The sequence below is a fragment of the Nocardia sp. NPDC051981 genome (assembly GCF_040680715.1).
Classification (GTDB): Bacteria; Actinomycetota; Actinomycetes; order Mycobacteriales; family Mycobacteriaceae; genus Nocardia.
In genome coordinates, this window is sequence record NZ_JBFAXK010000033.1 from 22,847 (window position 1) to 48,476 (window position 25,630).

9 protein-coding genes and 1 pseudogene are annotated in these 25,630 nt (G+C 66.6%); 7 read left to right on the plus strand and 3 right to left on the minus strand.

Annotation, left to right across the window (positions count from 1 at the left end):
• Positions 1–318: 318 nt before the first annotated feature.
• The 3 genes and pseudogenes from AB0L60_RS36840 to AB0L60_RS36850 form a co-directional block, all read left to right on the plus strand.
• Complete coding sequence (locus AB0L60_RS36840; protein WP_364624074.1) at positions 319–549, plus strand: antibiotic biosynthesis monooxygenase; 231 nt, start codon at positions 319–321, stop codon at positions 547–549.
• Positions 550–618: 69 nt separating this feature from the next.
• Complete coding sequence (locus AB0L60_RS36845) at positions 619–1,344, plus strand: methyltransferase (RefSeq protein ID WP_364624076.1); 726 nt, start codon at positions 619–621, stop codon at positions 1,342–1,344.
• A 45-nt stretch (positions 1,345–1,389) separates the two neighbouring features.
• Positions 1,390–2,253, plus strand: a pseudogene (locus AB0L60_RS36850) (SAM-dependent methyltransferase); the annotation flags it as partial.
• Positions 2,254–2,683: 430 nt separating this feature from the next.
• On the opposite strand, the gene AB0L60_RS36855 reads toward AB0L60_RS36850, so the two are convergent.
• From AB0L60_RS36855 to AB0L60_RS36865, 3 genes are all read right to left on the minus strand, one after another.
• Positions 2,684–3,136, minus strand: a complete 453-nt coding sequence (locus tag AB0L60_RS36855) for a hypothetical protein (protein WP_364624078.1) — start codon at positions 3,134–3,136, stop codon at positions 2,684–2,686.
• 8 nt (positions 3,137–3,144) lie between these two features.
• Positions 3,145–3,348, minus strand: coding sequence for a hypothetical protein (locus tag AB0L60_RS36860; protein ID WP_364624080.1), 204 nt, complete (start codon positions 3,346–3,348; stop codon positions 3,145–3,147).
• A gap of 141 nt (positions 3,349–3,489) precedes the next feature.
• Positions 3,490–4,773 (minus strand): cytochrome P450, encoded by a 1,284-nt coding sequence (locus AB0L60_RS36865; RefSeq protein WP_364624082.1) that lies wholly within the window; start codon positions 4,771–4,773, stop codon positions 3,490–3,492.
• A 107-nt stretch (positions 4,774–4,880) separates the two neighbouring features.
• Here AB0L60_RS36865 and AB0L60_RS36870 point away from each other — a divergent pair, with 107 nt between their 5' ends.
• From AB0L60_RS36870 to AB0L60_RS36885, 4 genes are all read left to right on the plus strand, one after another.
• Positions 4,881–6,515 carry a GMC oxidoreductase gene (locus AB0L60_RS36870; protein WP_364624085.1) on the plus strand — a complete coding sequence of 545 codons (1,635 nt, stop codon included), beginning with the start codon at positions 4,881–4,883 and terminating at the stop codon, positions 6,513–6,515.
• 30 nt (positions 6,516–6,545) lie between these two features.
• Positions 6,546–7,415, plus strand: a complete 870-nt coding sequence (locus AB0L60_RS36875; RefSeq protein WP_364624087.1) for an SDR family NAD(P)-dependent oxidoreductase — start codon at positions 6,546–6,548, stop codon at positions 7,413–7,415.
• 374 nt (positions 7,416–7,789) lie between these two features.
• Entirely contained in the window at positions 7,790–24,928 is a 17,139-nt protein-coding gene (locus AB0L60_RS36880; protein WP_364624089.1) for an amino acid adenylation domain-containing protein, read from the plus strand.
• Positions 24,925–25,611: a DUF6875 domain-containing protein gene (locus tag AB0L60_RS36885; protein WP_364624091.1), complete on the plus strand. Its 687-nt coding sequence runs from the start codon at positions 24,925–24,927 to the stop codon at positions 25,609–25,611. Before AB0L60_RS36880 ends, AB0L60_RS36885 begins: the two co-directional genes overlap by 4 nt.
• Positions 25,612–25,630: the final 19 nt, after the last annotated feature.

The window sequence follows — 25,630 nt, forward strand, 5'->3', positions numbered from 1 at the left end:
GGAATTTTGACTATGACGTAGGGAGACCTGACTGTCGACCTCGACGATGAGCAGTGATCGCTGGCGACGGGACAGGTACTGTTCGTGCCGATCGGTGTCCGGCATCGGGTGCGCAATACCGGGACCGAGACCGCGAGCATCGTCTTTCATCTCGGACCGCTGGCCCCGCGACCCGAACTCGGCCACGTGGACACGGAAGCGTCTACCGGTGGCGCCGCGGCCGCGCGGAGAGCGCGATGAACCGCCGCGCAGTGATCACGGGGATCGGTGTCGTCGCCTCGAAGCGGAAACTCGGCGAGCGAACACTGGAAAACCGTTGTGGCAGGCGAGAATCGGATCGCCGACCAGGTCTGCCAATCGGCGACCGAGCCCGAGCAATGGCTGATCACGAGCGAGTGGCAAGACCTCCAGGACTTCTACGACTGGGAAGCCACGCCGGAACACCGCACGCTCGTCGGTCCGATGCGTGAATGTTTCACCGCCGCAAGGTCATTGAAGTTCACCATCGTGGCGGTCACGACCGCCGCAGCCCGCGAGACGGCCTGGTAGATCTGGCCGGGCTGCCCCATCGCCACCGAAACATCATTACCGAAACATCAACCCGACACGGTCGGAGAAATGATCATCATGCGCATTTCGAAAGTCGCATCGAGCACATCTGAAAAAGACATCTCGGCACCGACTGCTGCACGCATTCGCGCCGGCGCCGAGCACTATAATCGGTCAGAGTTGGCCGTGTACGATCGGATGGTATTAGGGACGGTCAGTCGCTGGATCTGGCGATGCCCACGCACAAGAATGTTGGCGCACTATGACGCCAATATTGCCGGTCGCCATCTCGACATCGGCCCGGGAACGGGATGGTTTCTGGACAAATGTAAACTCCCGCCGAATCCGTCGATTACATTGCTGGATCTGAATGATGTGGTGCTCGACACCGCCGCGAGACGCATCGAGCGCTATCGCCCCGCCATCTGTCAGAGCAACGTTTTCGAACCACTGGGACTCTATCCTGCCGCACAGTTCGATTCTGTCGGGATGAACTTTCTCTTGCACTGCTTGCCCGGTTCGGTCCGGCAAAAATCGGTGGTCTTCGACCACGTGATACCTCATCTCGCGCCAGGTGCCCGGGTATTCGGAAGTACTATTCTGGGCGAAAGTGCCGAGCATACCCCCTGGTCGCGTGCATTGATGCGTTACCTGAATCGAGAAAAGGTGTTCGGCAATAGGGGCGACAGCATCGAGTCCATCTCGCACGAGTTGAACGCGCGTTTCGCCGAGGTGCATATCCAGCAGTCAGGTTTTGTCTGTCTCTTCTCCGTGCGCGATCCGCATTGCGCTTGACGACCGAAAGATCAGCCCGGTATTGGCCGGAGAAAGGTGATGATTATGCGTAATGACAACGATTCCTGGGACATCAAGACGAGTGTCGGCGCTACCGCGCTGTTCGTCGCGGCGGCCCGTGGCTTGGCGGCTCGGCATCCGCAGGCGTTGGCTGTCGATCAGTTCGCGGAGGTGTTCTGTCGCGCTGCCGGCGATGAGTGGGCCGCGTTGTTCGCCGCGGATGTAGAGCAGACGAAGAATCATCCTCTGCGTGCTCCCGGTTTCGGGCCGTTGTTTCAGGATTTCCAGGCGGCACAGACCCGGTATTTCGATGACTATTTGCGCTCGGCCGCGGACGCCGGTGTGCGTCAGGTCGTCATCGTCGCGGCCGGGCTCGACTCGCGTGCGTATCGGCTGGCGTGGCCGGATGGCACGGTCGTCTACGAACTCGACCGTTCGCAGGTGCTCGATTTCAAACGCGACGTGCTCGCCGATGCCGGCGCGCGGGCCACCGCCGAGCGGCACGCAGTCGCGGTCGATCTTCGCGATGATTGGGCAAGTGCGTTGCGTGAGAACGGTTTCGACGCGTCGATTCCGACGGCGTGGCTTGTCGAGGGTCTGGTCATCTACCTCACTCCCGACGCCCAGAATCAGTTGTTCGAAACCCTGAACTCGCTCTCGGCCCCCGGTAGTTGGCTGGGTATCGAGGAGATGGCCACGATCGATTCCGGCGTGTATGCGGCTATGACCACTCCGTCCACCGATCCGGACAGCTACGACCAGGGTCGCGGCGCGCAGTGGGCCGGCCTCATCTACAACGAAGGCAAAACCCAAGCGGTGCAATGGTTCCGGCCTCACGGCTGGAGCGGTGCCGCTACCGGCTTGGTCGACTACCTGGCATCCCTCGGGCGTGCCGTGCCCGCGGGCGAGGGGCCGGTGGGGCATTTCGACCCGTCCCTGATGAGTCTCGCCACCGTACGGAAACAACCCACGTGGCGATGCCGCAAGCCCGACCGGACGGCAGGTGTGCCGCCATACAACACAACCGTGACGATGCGGATTCGCCCGACCGCGACCACTCCGCACCCAGCACGCCGCCGGACCGCAGACGGTGGATCGCGCTTGCCGTGGTCCTCGTCGCGGGGGGCAGTGCGCTCTGGCTGATCTTCTGGATCGCGCTCGGTGCGGCTTCTTCCTCGTCTGGACGCTCTACATGCAAGTCGGCCTCGGCTGGTCGCCGCTGCGGGCCGGTCTGACCTTCGGCGCTGCTGCGGCGGCAGGCATCTCCGTGGATGTGTGCTCGTACCCCGGTACGGGCGGCGAGTGCTGATGGCGGGAGCACTGCTCAATGCCGCGGGCTTCACCGGCGTGTGGGCCTGCGTGGCACTATGGTCCCGCGATCGCCTCGTGGGAAATGGTTGCGCCGCTGGCCATTTCGGGCCTCGGCTTCGGCCTGGTCGGCTCGCCGACCATCGATTTCGTGCTGGCCGAGGTCCCCAAGGACGATGCCGGTTCGGCGTCCGGTCTGCTGAACACCGCTCAGCAACTCGGCATCGCACTCGGGGTCGTATTCGCCGGCGTGGTCTTCTTCGCCCAACTCGACAGTGGTTCCGGCCGCGGCGTCGACGTGGTCGCACCCCAGGTCCGCACCGAATTCACCGCGGCCGGCCCGAACAGCGCAGGCCCAGATCCTCTCCGGCTTCAGGGCATGCGTGCAGGACAGATCGGCCGGCACCAACCCCACCGAGACCCCTCCGAGCTGCCAGGCGATCCAGGGTTCGTTCATCCAGCCTGGAAGGCCCGATCGGGTCACCGAAATCCTCAGCGACGCAGGCAAAAAGGCCAACGCCGAGAACTTCTCTCGCGTGTCCAGACCGCCATCGCCCGGGCATCGCGGTCGAGTTCGCGATAGCTCGCCGACTGCTCGATCAATTCGCGGCCCTGCTCGCGCAGGTACGTGTAGAGCCGAGTGTCGCCATAGGTAGCGGCCTGCTCGCGAATGTGCGCGACGAAGGTGGACTGCATTCGTGAACTCCCGGGATTTGATTCGTGTACCAGGTGCGACAGATTTGCTGGCATTTGTCGCACTACTTGGAAAGAATCTTCCGGGCAAGGTGGAGACCACCTTCACCCCCCCGGGCCACATTCCCGCTGGAGGGGGCTCTGTTAGTCGGCAGATACCTTGGCGGGCATGGAGCGGTAGGCGTGCAGGTTTCGCAGGGGATGCGGGATCGGTGGACCGTCCAGGCGCAGATCCGGGTACCGCTCGAAAAGGGCTCGCAGCGCGATGGCGCCTTCCAGCCGGGCGAGCCGGGCTCCCAGACAGCCGTGTATCCCGCTGCTGAACGCGAGATGCTCCGCGGCGTTGTCCCTGGTCACATCGAATTGCGCGGGGGCGGGGAAGACCGTGGGATCGTGGTTGGCTCCGGCCAATGACAGCAGGACCAGGGAACCCGATCTGATGTGCTGATTATCGATATCGACGTCACAGTTCGCGACCCGGCCGGTCATCCGCACGGGACCGTCGTAGCGCAGGATTTCCTCGACCGTGTTCGGCCACAGCTCCGGCCTTGCGGCCAGCAGTTCCAGCTGGTCCGGATGGCTTGTCAGCAGGGCGATTCCGTTGCCGAGCATGTTCACCGTCGTCAAGAATCCGGCATCCAGGAGCAGGGCCGCATTGGCCATCTGCTCACGGCGGGTGAGTTCGTCATTCGCCACCAGCATGCTGAGCACGTCATCGCGCGGCTCGGCGGTGAGCCGATCGAGGTGCTGGTCGAAGTACTGTTTGATCTCGGCCAGGTCTTTGACGGCGTCGCGATAGGTGGTCCAGTCCAGGCCTCGTTCGAGCAGCGGCGCACCCGAGTCTCCCCATTTCAGCAGGGTCGAATGCATGTCCTGCGGCAGCCCGAGAATCTCGGCGATGATCGTGACCGGCATCTGCGCGGAAAAATCGCTGATCAGATCGGGTCGAGGATTCGAATCCAGGCGGTCGATCAGGTCATCGGCCACTTCGGCAACTCGCTCCTCCAGGGCCGCGATCGCCTTCGGGCCGAATGCGTGCCCGACCATGCGCCGGTACCGGGTGTGATCCGGCGGATCGGTCACCAGCATCGAGGGCGGTTCTCCGAGGTTGGGTAGTCCCGGATCCGTCTTGGCCAGCATCCAGCGGATCGGCTTCGGCAGGGCTGGATGATTGGGCGAGACCACGCCGAAGCGCCGGTCTCGGAGGACGAGTCGGCAGATTTCGTAATCCGCGGTGATGTGCACCCCCGACATCCGGGGAATCCGGCCCTGCCGCCGGATGTCCTCGATATACGGCGATGAGCCGAGCAAGCTGTCCGGGTGGAGGGCGAGATTCCCCAGCGGCTCACCACGACGCGCCGACCACCGGAGGTAGGTCCGCAGGAAGCCGTGCATGAGCAGCCACCGAGTCCATGTGCGAGTCAACATCGTCACCTCTCACCTCTGACCCGCTCCCTATGATAGTGATTCGCTATGGGCTGTCGCAGCTGCTCGAGGGTGATGGAGTGACGTTCGGATCAGGCGAGGGGCCCGCCATGGACAGGCGCAGGTTCATACAGGGCGTCGGCGCGGCTGCGGCGACCCTGGGCTTTGCGAGCGTAGGCGCGGCCATATCCGTCGCACGGGCCGACGATTTCGACCAGAGCCCGAAGACGCCGGAATATCGCACGCTGGTGCCGGAGATCTTCGAACCCCTGCCGGATCCCGCCGATCATGTACGGGCGATCGTCGTCGGATCAGGGTTCGGGGCGTCGGTCACCGCGCTGCGCCTGGCGCAGTCCGGGATGGACGTCGCAGTACTCGAGCGCGGATCGCGCTGGCCGAATGATCCGTGGCGCAACATCTTCACCGTCGACACGGTTCCGGATGGCCGCGGCTTCTGGCATCGCACCACCTTCACCGGAGTGAACAGGATCCCGCTGGCTTTCGATCCGTTCGGCGGGGTCCTCGATGTCTGCAACTACCCGGGCATCGACGTGTGGCGCGCCGCGTGTGTCGGCGGTGGCTCGGTCGTGTTCACCGGGGTGATGATCGAGCCGGAGCAACGGTTCTTCGAACACGTATTCCGCGGCGTGGTCGACTATCGCGAGATGCATGACGTCTACTACCCCAGGGTCCGAAAGATGTTGCGGCTCAGCCAGATACCGGACGACATCTACAACTCTTCCGCGTTCGTGCACTCCCGCGCCTGGGACGAACAGGTCCGCGCGGCCGGATACACGCCGCAGCCCATCGACGGCATCTGGAGGTGGGACGTCATCCGCGACGAGCTGGCCGGGCGATCGAAGGCGTCGGCGACGGTGGGCTGTTCGGACCTCGGCAATTCCAATGGCGCGAAGTTCGATCTGAACCAGAACTATCTGCTCGGTGCCGAGGACACCGGCCGCGCCCGGATCTATCCGGGCCATCGCGTGGACACCATCGCCGAGGAACCGGGAGCGCCGGGCCGCTATGCCGTCGCCGTGACCAAACTCGCCCCGACCGGCGAGGTGCTCCGCACCCGGACGCTGACCTGCGACATGCTGTTCCTGGCCGCGGGCTCCCTCGGCACCTCCGAGCTGTTGGTGCGCGCGCGGGCGACCGGCGCGCTGCCGAACCTGAACGAGTACATCGGCGAGGGCTGGGGCAGCAACGGCGACGTCGCCCTGGCCCGGCCGCTCACCGTGCTCGATGTGGGCACGCAGGGTGCGCCGTCAGCGAGCCGGATTCTGGACGAGGCGGGCGCACCCGTGACGCTGGAGAGCTGGTTCATTCCCGGCACGACGCCTTTCGACATCGGCCTGCTCGGATCGCTGGGCATCGTGCTCGACGACACCCGCGGCCGGTTCGTCTGCGATCCGGCCGACGGGCGCGTGGACCTGCTGTGGCCGACCGGCGGCGCCGCCGGTTATCTGGCGCGAGCGCGCGAAGTCAACGACACCATGATCGGTAACGGTCGGGCTTTTACTCTTTCGGGCCTGGATGCGGATGCGTCGTTCACCGCCCATCCGCTGGGCGGCGCAGTGATCGGACGCGCGACGGACGCGTACGGCCGGGTGCGTGGCTACCGGAACCTCTATGTGATGGACGGGGCGGCGGTGCCCGGTAGCACCGGAACGGTGAACCCCGCGTTGACGATCAGCGCGCTGGCCGAGCGCAATATCGAACAGATCATTCGTTCCGGCGGGTAGTGGAATAGTCCAGCGATACAGTCGAGAACTGTGGACGAGACTCCGGTCGCACACCGTCGGCGGTCGCTCGCCGAGCGAGTGGCGATCCGGCTGCTGTACCCGACATTCCGGCCCACCGCGGAGTCCTTACGGGAGGCCGTCGCCGGCAAGGTGGTGCTGGTGACCGGGGCCTCGCACGGTATCGGCAAGGCCAGTGCGCGGAAGCTGGCCGTGGCGGGGGCGGTGGTGCTGCTGGTGGCGCGTTCCCGGTCCGAATTGGAACGGCTGGCCGCCGACATCACAGCCGCCGGCGGCGTGGCCCACGCCTACCCGGCCGACCTGACCGACACGGATGCCGTCGACCGGCTCGGCCGGACGCTGCTGGCCGAGTACGGACACATCGATGTGGTGATCAGCAACGCGGGCAAGTCGATTCGACGTCCCATCGCCGAGTCCTACGACCGCTTCCACGATTTCACCCGCACCATCGACATCAACTATCTCGGCCCGGTGCGGCTGCTGCTGACTCTGCTGCCCGATATGCGTGCACGTGGGCGGGGGCACATCGTGAACGTCTCCACCTGGGGTGTGCTCATGCCGCCGAGTCCGCGCTGGTCGGCCTACGGTGCCTCGAAGGCGGCCTTCGACGTCTGGCTGCGCAGCGTCGCCGCCGAAATCGCCGGTGACGGCGTCACCACCACCTCGGTCTACATGCCACTGGTGCACACCAGAATGAGCGCCCCCACCGACTTCGGCCGGATGCCCGGCCTGACCGTCGACGAAGCCTCCGACCTCGTCACGCACGCCGTCACCGCCAAACCCCGCGACGTCGCCCCGTGGTGGGCGGTCCGGGTCCAAGCCTGGTCCGCCGTCCACCGCGACCAGGTCCAGCGCTTCATGGAACGCAGGGTCCATCGCTGAAGACCGGACCGCGGCGGGCCGCGCCAGCGTGTCGTCCCCATTACTTTTCGGCGACATTCTTATGGCAAATGTATAGCCATTGCATCGCGCCGGATAATTTCGAAGGCCGACCGGAGCAAATGCAGGAATGGAGAGGCATTTGTTCGTCGAATCGAACGAGAGAAGTCACTGAATCGTTGCTGTTCGACCGTCACGGTGTTCCCGGTGAAGTCCTCGGGGAATAGCCAGTGCACTGCGAACTTTGCTAGTGGATATGGAAACTATCCCAGCGTGCGGCGGTGTACACGAACGTACCGATCGGCTTATACTGGCCGCGGTCGGGGTTGCAGGAAATTAAGGCGCGAATAAGCGCGGTCCAGGGTTAGAGGGATGTAATGACTGCACCGCGACCGCAGCCCGACCCTGGCCGAGGATCGAGCGGAAATGCCGAGCCGGGCGCGTCAACCACAGAGCTGATACCGCTGTCTGCCGGGCAGCAGGGGTTGTGGCTGGCACAGAAATTGACTCCGGATGTGCCGATATCCGAGGCGCAGTATGTCGAGTTGCGTGGCGACCTCGACGGTGACCTGCTGCGTGAGGCAGCGATTCGAGCCGGCCATGAGTTCCAGTCGGGGTATCTGCGACTGGTCGAGACCGACGGTGAGCCGTATCAGCGGTACGACCCGTCGCTGAATATGACGGGACCGGTGATCGACGTCCGTGGTGCATCGGATCCCGTCGCAGCCGGCTTGGAATGGATGCGCCAGGAGTACACAGCGCCGCTGGATATGACCCGGGATCTGTTGGTCGCGACGGCGATTGTGCAGGTGGGGGATCGGCATTATCTGCTGTACTGCCGGAGTCACCACGTCGCACTGGACGGCTACGGCGCGATGATGATCGTGAACCGGATTGCCGAGTTGTACACGGCGGCGGCGCAGGGCCGCACCGCGGAGCCCAATCGTCCGGCAGATATCCGTGCCCTCTACGAGGCCGAGCGTAGCTACCGGGAGTCGAAGCGGTTCACCGACGACCAGGCATATTGGGTGAACAGGCTCGCCGATGTCGGCGAGGAGTCCAGCCTGGCCGCAGGGCAGGCGCCCGCGTGCGCGGACAGTGTTGTGGCAATCACCGAATTGTCGGCGGCGACGGCGGAGCGGATCGAACACTCGGCGAAAGCGGTGGGGGCGAGCCCGGCCGCGGTGGTGATCGCCGCATTCGGCTGTTATCTGGGTCGCAAGACCGGCCGCGACGAGGTCCTGGTCAACATTCCGGTGTCAGGTCGCACGACCGCCGTGCTGCGGCGATCCGCGGGGGTCTTCGTCAACGTGGCACCGCTTCCGATCGTCCTCGATCCACGGGACACCGTCGCGACACTGGCGCTGCGGGTGCAGTCCGATCTGGTGGGTGTGTTGCGGCACCAGCGGTGCGGCCTCCCCGACATTCGCGTCGCCACCGGGACGCGTGGCGCCGAGCGCCGCTTCGCGGGCCCCGTCGTGAATGTCATGCTCTTCGACCAGAAGCTCCAACTCGGGTCGGTGACCGGCGAATTCCATATCCTCAGCTCCGGCCCGGTCGAGGATGTGCTGGTCGACGTGTATCGGACCGGGGATCCGCCGCGGACGCTCCTCCAGTTCCTGGCCAATCCCAACCTGTACACCGACTCCGAGCTGTCGGCGCACAGCGCCGCATTCGCGGAGTTCATCGACGAATTCGCCGCCGCCACAGCGGACACCGAGCTCGGACAGGTCCACCCCGGCAGCTTGGCCGAAAGCGCCGGGATCCGCCGCCGCCGCGAGAACCAGGCATTCTGGCGGGATGCTCTCGCGGATCTTCCCGAGGAGCTTCGTCTGCCGTTCGACAGGCCGCGGCCGGTGGTGATGTCGAATCGTGGTGCGACTGCTGATTTTTCGTTGGATGCGGGGTTGGTTCGGGGGTTGGAGGATTGTGCGCGGCGGCATGATTCGTCGTTGTTCACGGTTGTGCATGGTGCGTTGGCGGTATTGCTCGCACGGATGAGTGGTGGCACCGATATTCCGATCGGCACAGCGGTCGACGATGTGATCGGGATGTTCGCCAATACCCTGGTGTTGCGGACCGAGATCGATCCGGGGGAGTCCTTCGCTGACCTGCTCGGGCGGGTCCGGCGGGTCGATCTGGATGCGTTCGATCATGCCGATGTCCCGTTCGAGCAAGTGGTGGACCGGCTATCTCTATCGCGGCACCCCTTGTGCCAAGTGATGCTGGCATTCCGTAACCCGGAACCTGTCGAACCGGAACTACTCGACCTAGAGCTGCCGGCGGTCGGCCCCTCCAGTGAAATATCCTGCTTCGACCTCCAATTCGCCCTGTCGGACCACGGCGGCGGCGACCTGACCGCCGCGATCACCTTCGCCACGGATGTGTTCGATGCCGCGACGGTCGATTCTCTCGCACGTCGGTGGATCCGGATTCTGGAGTCCGTGGTAGCCGACCCGACGGTTCCGGTCGGAGCGATCGACGTGCTCGATCCCGCCGAGCGCGCCGATCTGCTGGCGCGTCACGGCGCACCTGCGGTGGCGCCGGTCACCCTGCCCGAGCTGCTGATCGCCGCGGTTGCGGTGGATCCCGATGCGGCGGCGATCGTGTCCGGCGGCCGGGAGCTGAGTTACCGGGAGGTGGACGAGCGTTCGAATCGGTGGGCTCGGCAGCTGATCGAGCGGGGTATCGGTCCGGAAGACGTTGTCGCGATCGGTATGCCGCGTTCCGCGGATTCGGTGTTGGCGGTGTGGGCGGTGGCCAAGTCGGGGGCTGCCTTCCTGCCGATCGATCCGGGCTATCCGGTCGAGCGCGTCGCCCATCTGGTGACCGATTCGAGGGCGGCTGTCGGCCTGACGGTGGCCTCCGCGCGTGCACGGTTGCCGGATGACATCGATTGGCTGACAGCGGATTTCCTCGATGAGGGCGATGATCGGCCGGTCACCGACGATGATCGGGTGCGTCCGCTGCGGGTCGACGATATCGCGTATGTCATCTATACCTCCGGATCGACCGGGCTGCCCAAGGGCGTCGCTGTCACACATCGAGGACTCAACAACTGCGCCACCACGCACCGGGATGCCATCGGCATCGGAAACCGATCCCGCACACTGCATCTGGCTTCACCGAGCTTCGATGTCTCGGTCCTGGAACTGCTGTTGTCGCTGTGCGCGGGCGCGACGATGGTTGTCGCACCCGGCGACAGCTTCGGCGGCGACGAACTCGCCGAACTCCTCGACCGCGAACACGTCAGCCACGTGTGTATTACACCCTCGGCACTGTCGACCATCGACCACACCCGTTGGTTGTTACCGGATTTGGGGCATCTGATCGTCGGTGGCGAAGGAATCGGCACCGACCTGGTCGAACGGTGGAGTGGTGATCGTGAACTGCTCAACGAATACGGGCCCACCGAGACCACGATCGCGGTCACGCTAACTTCGCTCGCGGCAGGGGAACTGGTCACGATCGGCCGTCCGATCCGCGGCGTTTCGACATGGATCCTCGACCAGCGATTGCAGCCGGTGCCGGTCGGTGTGGCGGGTGAGTTGTATATCGCCGGTGGCCTACTGGCGCGTGGGTATTACCGCCGAGCGGGTTTGACGGCGGAGCGTTTCGTGGCGTGTCCGTGGTTGCCGGGTGAGCGGATGTATCGGACCGGTGATGTGGTCCGGTGGTCGCCCGATGGTGCGATCGAGCATCTGGGCCGGTCCGACTTCCAGGTCAAGATTCGCGGTCTTCGGATCGAGCTCGGTGAGATCGATTCCGTGCTGACGGGTCACCCGAGTGTCGGCTATGCCGCCACGATCGGCTATCGCGCCGATTCGGGAGCTCAGTCGCTGGTCTCGTATGTTGTTGCCACGCCCGGCTATTCGATCGATACCGCGCTTTTGGCGGAGTATGTCGCCGATCGTGTGCCGACGTATATGGTTCCGTCCTCGATCGTGGCGCTGGACCGGATCCCGCTGACATCCACCGGCAAGCTCGATCGCAAGGCGCTGCCCGAACCGGTATTCGCCGACGACAAACCGTACCGGGCACCGCGAACACCGATCGAGCATCTCATCGCCGAGACATTCGCCGATGTGCTCCACCTGGACACCATCGGTATCGACGACTCCTTCTTCGCGCTGGGCGCGGACAGCTTGGTCGCGACCCGGGTCGCAGCGCGCCTCGGGGCCGCGCTGAATATCGAAATTCCGGTGCGGCTGTTGTTCGATGCGGCCACGACCGCGGAACTGGCCACCCGGATGGAGCAGGAAGCGCTGACGGGGCGGCGACCCCGCCCGCCACTGATCGCCGGTCCGCGCCCCGATCTCGTGCCGTTGGCGCCTGCGCAACAACGAATGTGGTTCTTCAACCAATACGACACGGCCTCCGGGGCGTACAACATGCCGATCGCCCTTCGGCTGCGTGGCGAATTGAACGTCGAGGCCCTGCGGCTGGCCCTGATCGACGTGCTGGCCAGACACGAATCCTTGCGAACGCGGTACCCGGATCACGACGGAATGCTGATCCAGGTCATCGAATCCGTCGACCACGTGGACAGGGAACCTGCTCTGACGACGGTCTCGTTCGGCCAATTGGTCCCGGCGATAACCGAATTCGTGACCGAGGGCTTCGACGTGAGCACCCGGGCGCCGGTGCGCGCCCGGCTGTTCCGCGTGGCCGATGCGGAGGAATCGGAACATGTGCTGGCCGTGGTGGTGCATCACATTGCCGCGGACGGCTTCTCGATGGCGCCCCTGGCTCGTGACGTGACGACCGCGTATGCCGCTCGGATCCGCGGTGAGGCCCCGTCGTGGACACCGCTGCCGGTCCAGTACGCGGATTATGCCCTGTGGCAGCGAGCTACCCTCGGCTCGCCGGATGAACCGGAATCGCTGTGCGCGCGCCAGATTCGATACTGGACAGAAGCATTGGACGGAGTTCCCGACGAGCTCTATCTGCCGTTCGACAGGCCGCGGCCGGCGGTGATGTCGAATCGGGGTGCGACGGCGAATTTCTCGTTGGGCGCGCGGTTGGTCCGAGCGTTGGAAGATGCTGCGCGGCAGCACAATTCTTCGCTCTTCATGGTGATTCATGGTGCCTTGGCGGTGTTGCTCGCCCGGATGAGCGGGTCCGTCGATATTCCGGTCGGTACGCCGGTGGCGGGGCGTGGTGTGGCGGAGCTCGACGATATGGTCGGGATGTTCGTCAATACGTTGGTGCTGCGGACCCAGATCGATCCGGGGGAGTCGTTCGCCGATCTGCTCGGCCAGGTGCGACGGGTCGACCTGGATGCCTTCGACCATGCCGATGTCCCGTTCGAGCAAGTGGTGGATCAGTTGGTCACGCACCGATCCCAGGCTCGCCATCCGCTGTTCCAGGTGATGCTGGCATTCCAGAATCTGGAACCGGTGAAGCTGACGCTGCCCGATCTCGAACTGTCGGTGGTCGACCTGCCCAACAACGTCTCCCGCTTCGACCTGCAATTCATACTCTCGCAGGACCACGACAGCGGCGACATGACCGTCGCGCTCACCTTCGCCACGGATTTGTTCGATGCCGCGACGATCGATTCTCTGACCCGTCGGTGGATCCGGATTCTGGAGTCGGTGGCCGCCGACCCGACGGTTCCGGTCGGGGCGATCGACGTGCTCGACCCCGCCGAGCGAACCGACTTGCTGGCCCGTCACGGTGCACCTCCGGCCGTGCCGGTCACCATGCCCGACCTGTTCTCCGCCGCAGTTGGATTGGATCCTGAGGCGACAGCGATCGTGGCCGGAGGACGGCAGCTGACTTACCGGGAGGTGGACGAGCGTTCGAATCGGTGGGCCCGGCAGCTCATTCGCCAGGGGATAGGTCCCGAAGATATTGTCGCGATCGGCATCCCGCGTTCCGCGGATTCGGTGCTGGCGGTGTGGGCGGTGGCCAAAACGGGAGCCGCTTTCCTGCCGATCGATCCGAGCAATCCGGCCGAACGCGTCGCCCATCTGGTGACCGATTCGAGGGCGGCGGTCGGCCTGACGGTGGCCTCCGCGCGTGCCCGGCTACCGGATGACATCGATTGGCTGACAGCGGATTACCTCGATGAGGGCGATGATCGGCCGGTCACCGACGATGATCGGGTGCGTCCGGTTCGGGTCGACGATATCGCGTATGTCATCTATACCTCCGGATCGACCGGGCTGCCCAAGGGTGTCGCTGTCACCCATCGGGGACTGAACAACTCCACCACTGAACGTCGCGCCGCTCTGAGTATCGAAACCCATAGCCGCATCCTGCATCTGGCCTCCCCGAGCTTCGATGTCGCGGTTCTCGAGCTGCTGTTGCCGTTGGGTTCGGGCGCGGCGCTGATCATCGCACCCGGCGACGCCGTGGGCGGCGACGAACTCGCCGAACTCCTCGACCGCGAACACGTCAGCCACGTCCTGCTCACCCCCTCTGTCTTGTCCACGATCGACCACACCCGCTGGCCATTACCGGATTTGAGGCATCTGATCCTCGGTGGCGAGAGCTGTCGCACCGAACTGGTCGAGCGGTGGAGTGGGAATCATCGGCTGACGATCGACTACGGGCCCACCGAGACCACCATCACCGCGACAGTGACTTCCCCCCTGGTAGCGGGGGAGTCGGTCACGATCGGGGGACCGGTGCCGGGCGCCTCGACATGGATACTGGATCAGCGATTGCAGCCGGTGCCGGTCGGTGTGACGGGTGAATTGTATATCGCCGGTGGTCTATTGGCGCGTGGGTATCTGCGCCGCGCGGGGTTGACGGCGGAGCGTTTCGTCGCGTGTCCGTGGTTGCCGGGTGAGCGGATGTATCGGACCGGTGATGTGGTCCGGTGGTCGCCCGATGGTGCGATCGAGTATCTGGGCCGGTCCGATTTCCAGGTGAAGATCCGGGGTCTTCGTATCGAGTTGGGTGAGATCGATTCGGCACTGGCGGCGCACGAGAGCGTTGGTCATGCCGTCACCATCGGCTATCGCGCCGATTCGGGAGCTCAGTCGCTGGTCTCGTATGTTGTTGCCGCGCCGGGGTATTCGATCGATACCGCGCTCTTGGCGGAGTATCTCGCCGATCGTGTTCCGTCGTATATGGTTCCGTCTTCGATCGTGGTGCTGGACCGGATTCCGTTGACACCGGCGGGCAAGATCGATCGTAAGGCGTTGCCCGAACCGGTATTCGCCGACGACAAACCGTATCGGGCGCCCCGAACGTCGATCGAGCAACTCATCGCCGAGGCATTCGCCGGTGTGCTCCACCTCGACACCATCGGTATCGACGACTCCTTCTTCGCCCTCGGCGGGGACAGCATCATGTCGATCCAGCTGGTGAATCGGGCCAGAGCCACAGGCGTCGTGTTCTCCCCACGCGACGTGTTCGAGCGCAAAACGGTCGCCGGTCTCGCCCAGGTCGCCATCCACGAGGGCGTTGCGGAGACATTCCTTCCGGCCGAACCGCCCGGCGCAGGCGTGGGCCCGCTACCGCTGACGCCGATCATGCGAGAGTTGCTCGAGCGGGCGGGGCCGACCTGCGACCGCTACTCGCAGGCGATGATGCTGGGCCTGCCGGCGGGGATTGACCGGCGCCAGCTGACCGACGCCGTGCAGGCGGTACTCGATCGGCACGGCATGCTGCGTGCGCAACTGACCCCGGGCACCGACGGGCGGTGGACGTGGGAGGTGCTGCCGGCCGGAACGATTCGCGCCGACGACGTTCTCGTGCGGGTGCCGCTGGAAGCGGGGCGCGGCGAATTCCGTGCGTTGGCGGCGGCCGAGCTGGATGCCGCCGCGGACCGGCTCGATCCCGGAGCCGGGATCGTGACGCGGGTCGTCTGGTTCGACCCGGTGAACACGGCGGGTCCGGGCACGGTGCTGGTGGTGGTGCATCGTTCGGCGATCGATCGCGTCTCCTGGCGCGTGCTGGTCCCGGATCTCACGGCCGCGTGGACGCGGACCGCCTCCGGCGAGCTACCCGATTCGGCCCCGACCGGTACATCGATGCGCAGCTGGGCGCACGGGCTGGTCGAGGCGGCCCAGTGCCCGGAGCGCGCCGCCGAAGTCGAATTGTGGCGGGCGATGACCGCCGGGAACGATCCGATGCTCGGGTCACGGCCCCTCGACCCCGCGATCGACGTGGTCGCGACCGCCCGCACGGTCCAGGTCGACGTCGACCCCGAGACGACCGAGGCGCTGCTGACCACGGTGCCGGCGGCTTTCCACGGCAGTGTGGACGACGGGCTGCTGGCCGCCTTGGCGGTGACGATCGCGAGGTGGCGGCGCGAGCACGAGACAGCGACTCCCGCGGAGGTGACGATCCGCCTCGAAGGAAACGGCCGTGCGGAAGGCATTGTCCCGGGCGCGGATCCGACACGGACGGTCGGCTGGTTGGCCACGAGTTTTCCGATGCGCCTGGATCTTTCGGGCATCGATCTCGACGACGCCTACGCTGGCGGGCCGGCGCTGGGGGCTGCGGTCAAATCCGTCAAGGAACAGCTGCTAGGCGTCCCGGACCACGGGATCGGCTACGGCATGCTGCGGTATCTCAACGAGGACACCCGACCGATCCTCGCCACTGCACCGCCACAGATCGCGTTCAACTATCGTGGCGCCGAAGCGATTCCGGCGGCCGGATGGGTGCCGGTGGACGTCGGCGATGCCTCGGGTGCGGCTGAGCTCGCCGGTGTACAGCCTCCGGATATGCCGGTGCCGGCGGTGCTCGACATCAATACCCTCGTCATGGACGACGCGAACGGGCCACGGCTGCAAGCGATCTGGTCGTATCCCTCCGGGGTTCTCACCGCCGATGCGGTGCGCGAGATGGCGGAGTCGTGGCGCTCGGTACTGACCGCGCTGGCGGCGCACGTCCGCCGTGCCGGGAGCGGGGGACGGACGCCGTCGGATCTGGCGCTGGCCGGCCTCGGACAATCCGAGATCGAGCGGCTCGAGGACCGGTATCCGGCCCTGAGCGACGTCTGGCCCTTGGCTCCACTGCAACAGGGGCTGCTGTTCCACGCGCTGGTGTCCGAGCAGTCGGTGGATGCCTACATCACGCAGCTGGTCCTCGAACTGCGCGGCCGGGTCGATCCACCACGGCTGCGCCGAGCCGCGCACGTGCTGCTCGACCGGCATGCGAATCTGCGCGCCGCCTTCGTCACCGACGCCGGACCGGTACAGGTGGTCGACGACGACGCCGAGGCGCCATGGACGGAGCTGGACCTGTCCGGGCTGGATGACGGTGCACGCGAACGCGAGTGGACGCGGCTCATGGCCACCGACCGCACCACCCGGTTCGACCCGGCGCGTGCCCCGCTGCTCCGCTGGATGCTGATCACCACCGGGCCGGAACAGTACCGGCTGGTGCTGACCAATCATCACCTGCTGCTCGACGGCTGGTCGACGCCGCTGCTCCTGCAGGAGCTGCTGGTGCTCTACGCCACCGACTGCGACGCCACGATGCTGCCGCAGGTGCGCCCCTACCGGGACTTCCTGACCTGGGTCGCCCGGCAGGACCCGGCCCCGTCGCTCGACGCCTGGGCCCGGGCGTTCGACGGCGCCGACGAGCCGACCCTGGTGGCTGCGGCCGATCCTCGCCGCCACTACACCGAATCGCGTGCGGTGCTCGGCGAACTCACCGAGGCGCAGACCGCGGAGTTGACCGGCCGCGCACGATCCCGCGGAATCACGCTCAACACCATGATCCAGGCGGCATGGGCAATCGTGCTGGGCACGTTGACATCCCGGCAGGACGTGACGTTCGGTGCCGTGGTCTCCGGACGGACCCCGCAGATCGCGGGTATCGAATCGATGATCGGGCTGTTCATCAACACGGTCCCGGTGCGCGTCCGTCTCGACGCCACCGAGACGCTCGGGCAACTGCTCGACCGCATCCAGGCGGAGCAGGCCGCGCTGCTCGATCACCAGTTCATCGGTCTGGCCGACATCGAACGTGCGGCCGGGCCGGGGGCGGTATTCGACACGGTGACCGTGTTCGAGTCCTTCCCGGTCGATCGCCACGGGTTGACCGCGGACACCGACATCGCCGGCATGCGGCTGGTCGACGTGACCGGCGCCGACGCGGCGCACTATCCGCTGGGCGTGGTCGGGCGCGTCGACTCGCGACTGCACCTCGAGATCAAGTACCTGCCCGAGCTCTTCGACTACGACACCATCGCGGCGACCCTGCGGCGGTTCGTGGGCGTGCTGGGCGACATTGCCGCCGACCCGGATCTGCCGGTGGCCCGGCTGAATCTGCTCTCGCCGCGGGAATACCGCGAATTGGCGCCGGTATCAGGTGATCCCGCGATGCCGGAGCGGATGTTGCCGGAGCTCTTCGCGGCGACGGTGGCCCGGGATCCGGGGGCGGTGGCGGTGGTGTGCGGGGACCGGCAGTGGACCTATGGCGAGCTCGATGCCGAGTCGAATCGGCTGGCGCGCTTGCTGATCGGCCGAGGTGCCGGGCCGGAGACGAGTGTCGCGGTTGCGTTGCCGCGCTCCTACGAGTCGGTGCTCGCAGTGTGGGCGGTGGCGAAGTCGGGGGCGGCATTCGTCCCGGTGGATCCGCGCAATCCGGGGGAACGAATCCAGCACATGCTCGGCGATTCGGGCGTCGCGACAGGAATCACGCTGTCGGAGTGGAGGAATCGACTGCCCGGATCGGTGCGGTGGCTCGTCCTCGACGAGCCGGCGCTCGAAGCGGAGGCGGCGAGGTTGCCGGCCGAGCCGGTGACCGATGCCGAGCGAATTCGGCCGGTCCGGGTCGATCACGCCGCATACATGATCTACACGTCCGGCTCGACGGGTGTGCCGAAGGGCGTGGTGGTCTCGCACCGGGGGCTGGCGAACCTGGTGGCCGAGCAGTGCACGCGGTTCGACCTCGGGCCGGGCGCGCGGGTACTGCATGCCGCGTCTCCCAGTTTCGACGCGGCGGTCCTGGAACTGCTCTGGGCGTTCGCGTCCGGCGGGCGGCTGGTGATCGCGCCGCCGACCGTCCTCGGCGGACTCGAACTGGCGCAGATCATTTCGCAGAATTCGGTGACCCACGCCGCGCTGACACCCACGGCCCTGAGCACGGTCGACCCGGCCGGGCTGCGGAACCTCGGGACCGTCGTGATCGGAGGCGAGGAACCCCCACCGCAACTGGTGTCACGGTGGGCGCCGGGCCGGAAACTGTTCAACACCTACGGTCCGGCGGAGGCCACGATCCAGACCGATGCCGGTGCGCCGATGGTGCCGGGTGAGGCCGCGACGATCGGCGGACCGATCCGCGGTGTCGGTGAGGTCGTGCTCGACGCGTGGTTGCGTCCGGTGCCGCTCGGCGTCGTCGGCGAGTTGTACCTCACCGGTCCGGGACTGGCTCGCGGCTACCGCAACCGGACGGGTCTGACAGCGTCGCGGTTCGTCGCCGATCCGTTCGCGGGCCACGGGCAGCGCATGTATCGGACCGGGGATCTGGTGCGGTGGCTGCGGTCACCGGAAGGAGGTCTGACCCTCGACTATGTCGGCCGGGTGGACTTCCAGGTCAAGATCCGTGGCTTCCGTATCGAACTCGGCGAGGTCGAAGCGGGCTTGCTGGCCTGCCCGGGAGTGGGTGCCGCGGTGGCGACCGTGCACCGCGGCGCCAGCGATCGGTTGATCGGGTACGTGGTGCCCGAGCCCGGCGCCGACCTGGATCCGGCCGCGATCCTCGCGTTCGCCGCGCAGCGATTGGCCCCGCACATGGTGCCGGCGACCGTGATGGTGCTCGACACGCTGCCGACGACGGAGACCGGCAAGATCGACCGCCTCGCGCTGCCCGAACCCGACTTCACCACGGGCCGAACCGAATTCAGGGCGCCGGTCACGGAGATGGAGACGACGCTCGCGGGACTGTTCGCCGAGGTATTGGGGGTCGACACGATCGGGCTCGATGACTCGTTCTTCGCCCTGGGCGGAGACAGCATCATGTCGATCCAGCTGGTGACCCGGGCCAAGGCGGCGGGTCTGGTGCTGTCCGTGCGTGAGGTGTTCGAGCGCAGAACGGTCGCCGGGCTGGCCCAGATCGCGGTCCGTGACAGCGCCGCGGCAGCCTCCCTCCCGGCAGAACTGCCCGGCGGGGGCGTGGGGCCGATGCCGTTGACGCCGATCATGTGCTGGATGTTCGAGCGTGGCGAGTTCGACCGCTTCTGCCAATGGGTGATGCTCACGCTGCCGGCCGGCAGCGACCAATCTGCCATCGCGGCGACCGTGCAAGCGGTGATCGATCATCACGACATGCTGCGGGCCCGGCTACAACCCGATCCCGCACACCCATCGGGCTGGGCAGTGCAGGTGCAGCCGACCGGGGTATCGGCCGCCGCATTGATCCGGCGGGTGCCGGTGGATGCGGCACCGGACAGCAGCGCGTTCGCCGCGATTGCCGACGCCGAGGCACGCGCGGCCGCCGAACGCCTCGACCCCGCCGCGGGAGTCATGCTCCAACTGGTCTGGTTCGACTGCGGCGCCGGGCCGGGCCGGCTGCTGGTCGTCGCACACCACCTGGTGGTGGACGGCGTGTCGTGGCGGATCCTCGTTCCCGACCTTGCGGTCGCCGGAGCCCAGGTGAGCGCGGGTCAGCAGCCGCAGCTCATGCCCGTCGGTACGTCGATGCGACGCTGGGCGCACGCTCTCGAGACCGCTGCCGCGAACCTCGATGAACTCGACTGGTGGCGTTCCACACTCGCCGCCGCTGATCCGCCGATCGGGACGCGCCCGCTCGACCCGGTCGTGGATTTGCAGGCCACCGTTGCCACCGTCCGGGTGACGCTGCCTACCGTGGTGACCCGCGCTGTACTCACCACCCTGCCCAGGGCGTTCCGCGGCAATGTGGACGATGCCCTCATCGCGGGGCTCGCACTGGCGCTGACCCGGTGGCGGCGCCGCCACGGCGACGACGTCACCGACACGCTGCTCACCCTGGAAGGCCACGGACGCGACGACACGGTTCTCCCCGGTGCCGACCTCACCCGCACTGTCGGATGGTTCACCACCACCTCCCCGGTGCGGCTCGACCTGTCCGATATCGACATCGATGACGCGTTCGCCGCCGGCGCCGCCGCGGGTGCGGTCGTCAAATCGGTCAAGGAACAACTCCGGCGGGTCCCCGGCCACGGGATCGGCTACGGGCTGCTGCGCTACCTCAACACCGATACCGCCCGCATCCTGGGCGCGCTGCCCGACCCCCAGGTGAGTTTCAACTATCTAGGCCGATTCGACACGATTCCCGACGCGCTGCGCGACACCGGGTGGCTGCCCGCCGGCGACGATGCCGCGGGCGGCACCCAGCACCCCGACGCATCCGCGGCGGCCGTGCTGGGCATCAATGCGGCCACCGAGGACACGCCGGACGGACCCGCCCTGACCGCGACGTGGGACTACCCGTCCGGCCTGATCACCGGCGCCGAGGTCAGCGACCTCGCGGAACTGTGGCGCGACGCGGTGACGGCTCTCGCGGCCCACGCCTCCCGGCCCGGCGCGGGCGGGCTGACGCCGTCCGACGTCGGACTCGTCGACCTCGACCAGGCCGCGATCGACCGGATCGAGGCCCGGTATCCGGAGCTGGACGATATCTGGCCGCTCACGCCGCTGCAGGCGGGGCTGTTGTTCCACGCCCAGCTCGCCGACGGCGCTCGCGACGACTACATCGTGCAACTCCGGATGGAACTCGGCGGACACGTCGACGCGGACCGGTTACGCCGCGCCGCACAGACTTTCATCGGACGGCATCCGAACCTGCGGACCGCGTTCGTTCAAGACGGTGCCGGTGAGCCGGTCCAGGTGGTGCACCGCCATGTCGACGTGCCGTTCACCCGGATCGACCTCGCGGAAGGCGCCGACACCGCAGCGGCGCTCGATCAGTTCATGGCCGCCGACCGGCACTTCGACATGACCGCGGCGCCGCTGCTGCGACTGACACTGATCAGCACCGCCCCCCAGCGGTACACACTGCTGCTGAGCATGCATCACATTCTGATCGACGGCTGGTCCACCCCACTGCTGATCCGGGAGCTGTTGGTCCTCTACGCCGGCGACAGCGACCCCAGTGCACTGCCTCCGGTGCGTCCTTACCGCGACTACCTGACGTGGCTGCGGGCACAGGATCAGGATGCGGCCGAAGCGGCGTGGACACGGACACTCGAGGGCGTCTCCGAGCCGACTCTGCTGGCGCATGCGGACCGCGGCCGCCAGCACACCGCCGCCGCGCGCGAAGTCCGGGTGGGGCTGAGCGAGCACCGCACCGCGGCCCTGGTCACGGTGGCTCACCAGCAGGAGAGCACCCTCAACACCGTCGTCCAAGCCGCCTGGGCGATCGTGCTCGCGAACGCGACCGCGCGCGAGGACGTCGTCTTCGGCACCACCATCTCCGGACGCCCCCCGCAGCTCCCCGGCATCGAATCGATGATCGGCCTGTTCGTCAACACCGTGCCCGTCCGGGTCCGGCTCGACTACGGCGAAAGTCTCGCTCAGCTGCTGCGGCGAATCCAGGCCGAACAAGCTGCGCTGCTCGACCACGACCACCTCGGACTGGCCCGGATCCAGCGGGTGACCGGGTTCGGCGCGATGTTCGACACCGTGACCGTCTTCGAGTCCTACCCGGTCGACACCGCCGGGTTGTCCGAGGACACCGACATCGCCGGGATGCATGTCCTCGACGTGCAGGGACGAGACGCCGCGCACTACCCGCTCGGCCTGATCGTCCATCTCGGTACGCGGCTGGAGCTGACCTTCGAATACCAGCCCGGACTGTTCTCGCCAGAGGAGATCGACGCCCTCGCCGGCCGGGTGCTGCGCGTGCTCGACGCCATCACCGAGGACATCGATCTCTCACTGCTGCGCGTCCAGCTGCTGTCGTCGGATGAGCTGGCCACGTTCGCACCCGTTCGCGGTGGGCCCAGCGTGACGACATCGACGTTGCCGCAGGTGTTCGCGGCCGCAGCGAGCTCCGGCGCGGACGCGTTGGTCTGTGACGGTGAACGGTTGTCCTACCGCGAACTCGACGAAGTCTCGAACCGGTGGGCGCGGATACTGATCGACGCCGGAGCAGGACCGGAATCGTTTGTGGCCGTGGCGTTACCGCGCTCCATCGACGCCATGATCGCCGTCTGGGCGGTCGCCAAGACCGGCGCCGCGTTCGTGCAGATCGACCCCACCCAGCCCGAAGACCGGATCAGCGGCATTCTCGCCGATGCCGGTGCCATCGCCGGGCTGACCGCCGCCACCTATCGAGACCGGCTGCCGGACACCACCACATGGCTCAGCCTCGACAGTCCTGGATTCGCCGCGAAGTCAATGTCGTTGTCCGCCAATGCGATCGATGATTCCGAGCGCACGACCACGCTCCGGCCGGAGCATCCCGCCTACCTGATCTACACCTCGGGCTCGACCGGGACCCCCAAGGGCGTCGTGGTCACCCACACCGGGATTGCGAATCTGGCCGCCGAAGCGCGGGAGCGGCTCGGCCTCACCTCGTCCTCTCGAATGCTGGCCGCGGCCTCGCCGACCTTCGACGTGTCGATTCTCGAATGGCTCAGCGCCGTCGCCGCCGGGGCCACCCTGGTGCTCGCGCCGGAGCGTGTGGTCGCCGGCGCCGACCTGGCCGAGCTGATCGAGGCCGCACAGGTCACCCATGCGGCCGTCACTCCGACTGTGCTCGCATCGCTGCGCCCGGACGGACTCGATACCCTCCACACCCTGATCCTCGGCGGCGAGACATGCTCACCGGATCTGGCAACCCGATGGGCCCCGGACCGCACCCTGATCAACGCTTACGGGACGACCGAGACCACCATCCAGAGCTGCACCGACGTCCTCCTGACCACAACCGCCGACGGTCCGCCGCCGATCGGCGGCCCGGCCCGCGGGTTCTCCGCCGTCGTGCTCGACCGCAGACTGCGCCCGGTCCCGCCCGGAGTGGTCGGCGAACTGTATCTGTCCGGACCGGGCATCGCCCGCGGCTACCACGGGCAATCCGCGCTCACGGCAGCACGATTCATCCCCGACCCGTACGGGCCGGCCGGGACCCGCATGTATCGCACCGGTGATCTGGCCACCTGGACCAACGACCGGAGACTGCAATACCTGGGCCGTAGCGATCTGCAGATCAAGGTCAACGGCCACCGCATCGAACCAGGCGACATCGAAACCGCGTTGTGCAGCCATCCCGACGTCTCGCGTGCCGCCGTCGCGGTCCACACCCGGCACGACGGTGTCGACCAGCTCACGGGCTATGTGGTGCCCGCCCCGCACGCCACACCGGATGCCGCGGCGCTGACCAGGCACCTCGCAACCCGATTGCCCACCCACATGATCCCGACCGCCATCGTGACGCTCGACCGGATACCGCTCACGACCACCGGCAAACTCGATCACCACGCCCTGCCTGCACCCGACCTGCGCGGTCGGGCTCCGTTCCGGCCGCCGTCCACCCCGCTCGAGGCCGCCGTGTGTGAAGCCTTCGGCCAAACCCTCGACATCGAACGGGTCGGACTCGACGATGGCTTCTTCGCTCTCGGCGGCAACTCGCTGGCCGCCACCCAACTGGTGGCGCGGCTCGCGGAGTCCACCGGCGTCACCGTACCGCTGCAGTGGCTGTTCACCGATCCGACGCCGCAATCGCTGGCCCGCCGCATCGAGAGCCGCCGCGACGGCCTCGCAGGGCAGGACGTCGACGGACATGATCTCGCAGGGGCGCTCGCCGTGATGCTGCCGCTGCGCGCTGCCGGAACCGATCCGCCGCTGTTCTGTATTCACCCGGCGGTCGGATTGGCTTGGGGTTTCAGCGGACTCGTGCAGTACCTCGATCCCGACCGTCCCGTCCGAGGGCTGCAATCTCCCGCGCTCTCCGACCCCACCGTGCGGTTCGACACCCTCGACGAACTCGCCGCCCGCTATGTGCAGGAGATCCGGTCCGTCCAACCGCACGGCCCCTACCACCTGCTCGGCTACTCGCTCGGCGGCACCATCGCGCACGCGATCGCGGTCCAGCTCCGGCGCGACGGCGACTCCGTTGCCACCCTGGCGATGATGGACACCCGCATCGTCACGGCCGACAGCTTCCGGGGTCCCACACCCTCCATCGCGGCGATGCTCGCCGAGTTCGGCGGTTTCGCCGTTCCGGACGGCCACACCGAGCTGACCATCGAGGCCGCAACCGAGTTACTGCACCGGCAAGGCGGACTCTTCACCGAGGTGACACCCGAGCATCTCGTGAGCTTGCAACGCGACTACACCCGGCTCATCGACCTCACCTGGAACCATCGGCCGGGACTGTTCGACGGTGATCTGATCTACTTCAGCGCCGACGACCACCACGTCGACGGGTCCTCTCCTGCGCATGCCTGGAACGACCACATCACCGGTCGTATCAGCGAGCACCGGATTCCCGTCCAGCACGAACGGATGACCGATCAGGATGCGCTCCGCGCCATCGGTTTCGTCCTCACCGAGCACTTCCGGTCCATCCATGCCGCCCCTACGGAGTCACAAACCCCAGCAAGGACAAGCCGATCATGAACACCGACCGAATCGTCGGAACACGTTCCGGCGTCGAGCCAGTCAACCTGTTCGCCCCCGATGTGGCAGCAGGTAACGGCATGCACCCTGACTTTGCCGAACTGCGCCGATGGATGGTCGAATACCTGTGCCAATCCCACCCCGACCTGGGCCGGCCCGGCAATGTCTGCCCCTACACCACCCACGCCATCGCACTGCGATCCCTGTGGGCCGCATTCATCCCCGGTCGTGATATCGACCGCTCGCGCATCTCCGCAATAGTCGCCGACCTCTACGACCTGTTTCCCACCTTGCCACCCCAGAAGGAACCCGATTCCAAACTCAAAGCCGTCATCGCGGTCTTCCCCGACCTCACCGAATACGCCGACATCGACACCGTCCAGCACGACCAGAAAACCAAATTCGTCGAACAGGGCCTGATGCTCGGCCAGTTCTACCCGGGCTGCACCGTCCCCGGCCTCCACAACTCGGCCTTCCCCGCCCTGGACGCCCCCCTCCCCATGCTCGCCATCCGCTACATGGCCCCCACCGACTTCCCATTCCTCAGCTCCCGCCACGAATGGATGAACTTCTACCTCAAGATCTTCGCCCCCGCCATCCCCAAGTTCATCGCCACCGCCATGTCCGACAGACTCGTCGTAACCCCCGACGCCCCACCCGACATCGGCCCGGACGGCCGGTGACGTCACCTTTCGACCAGCC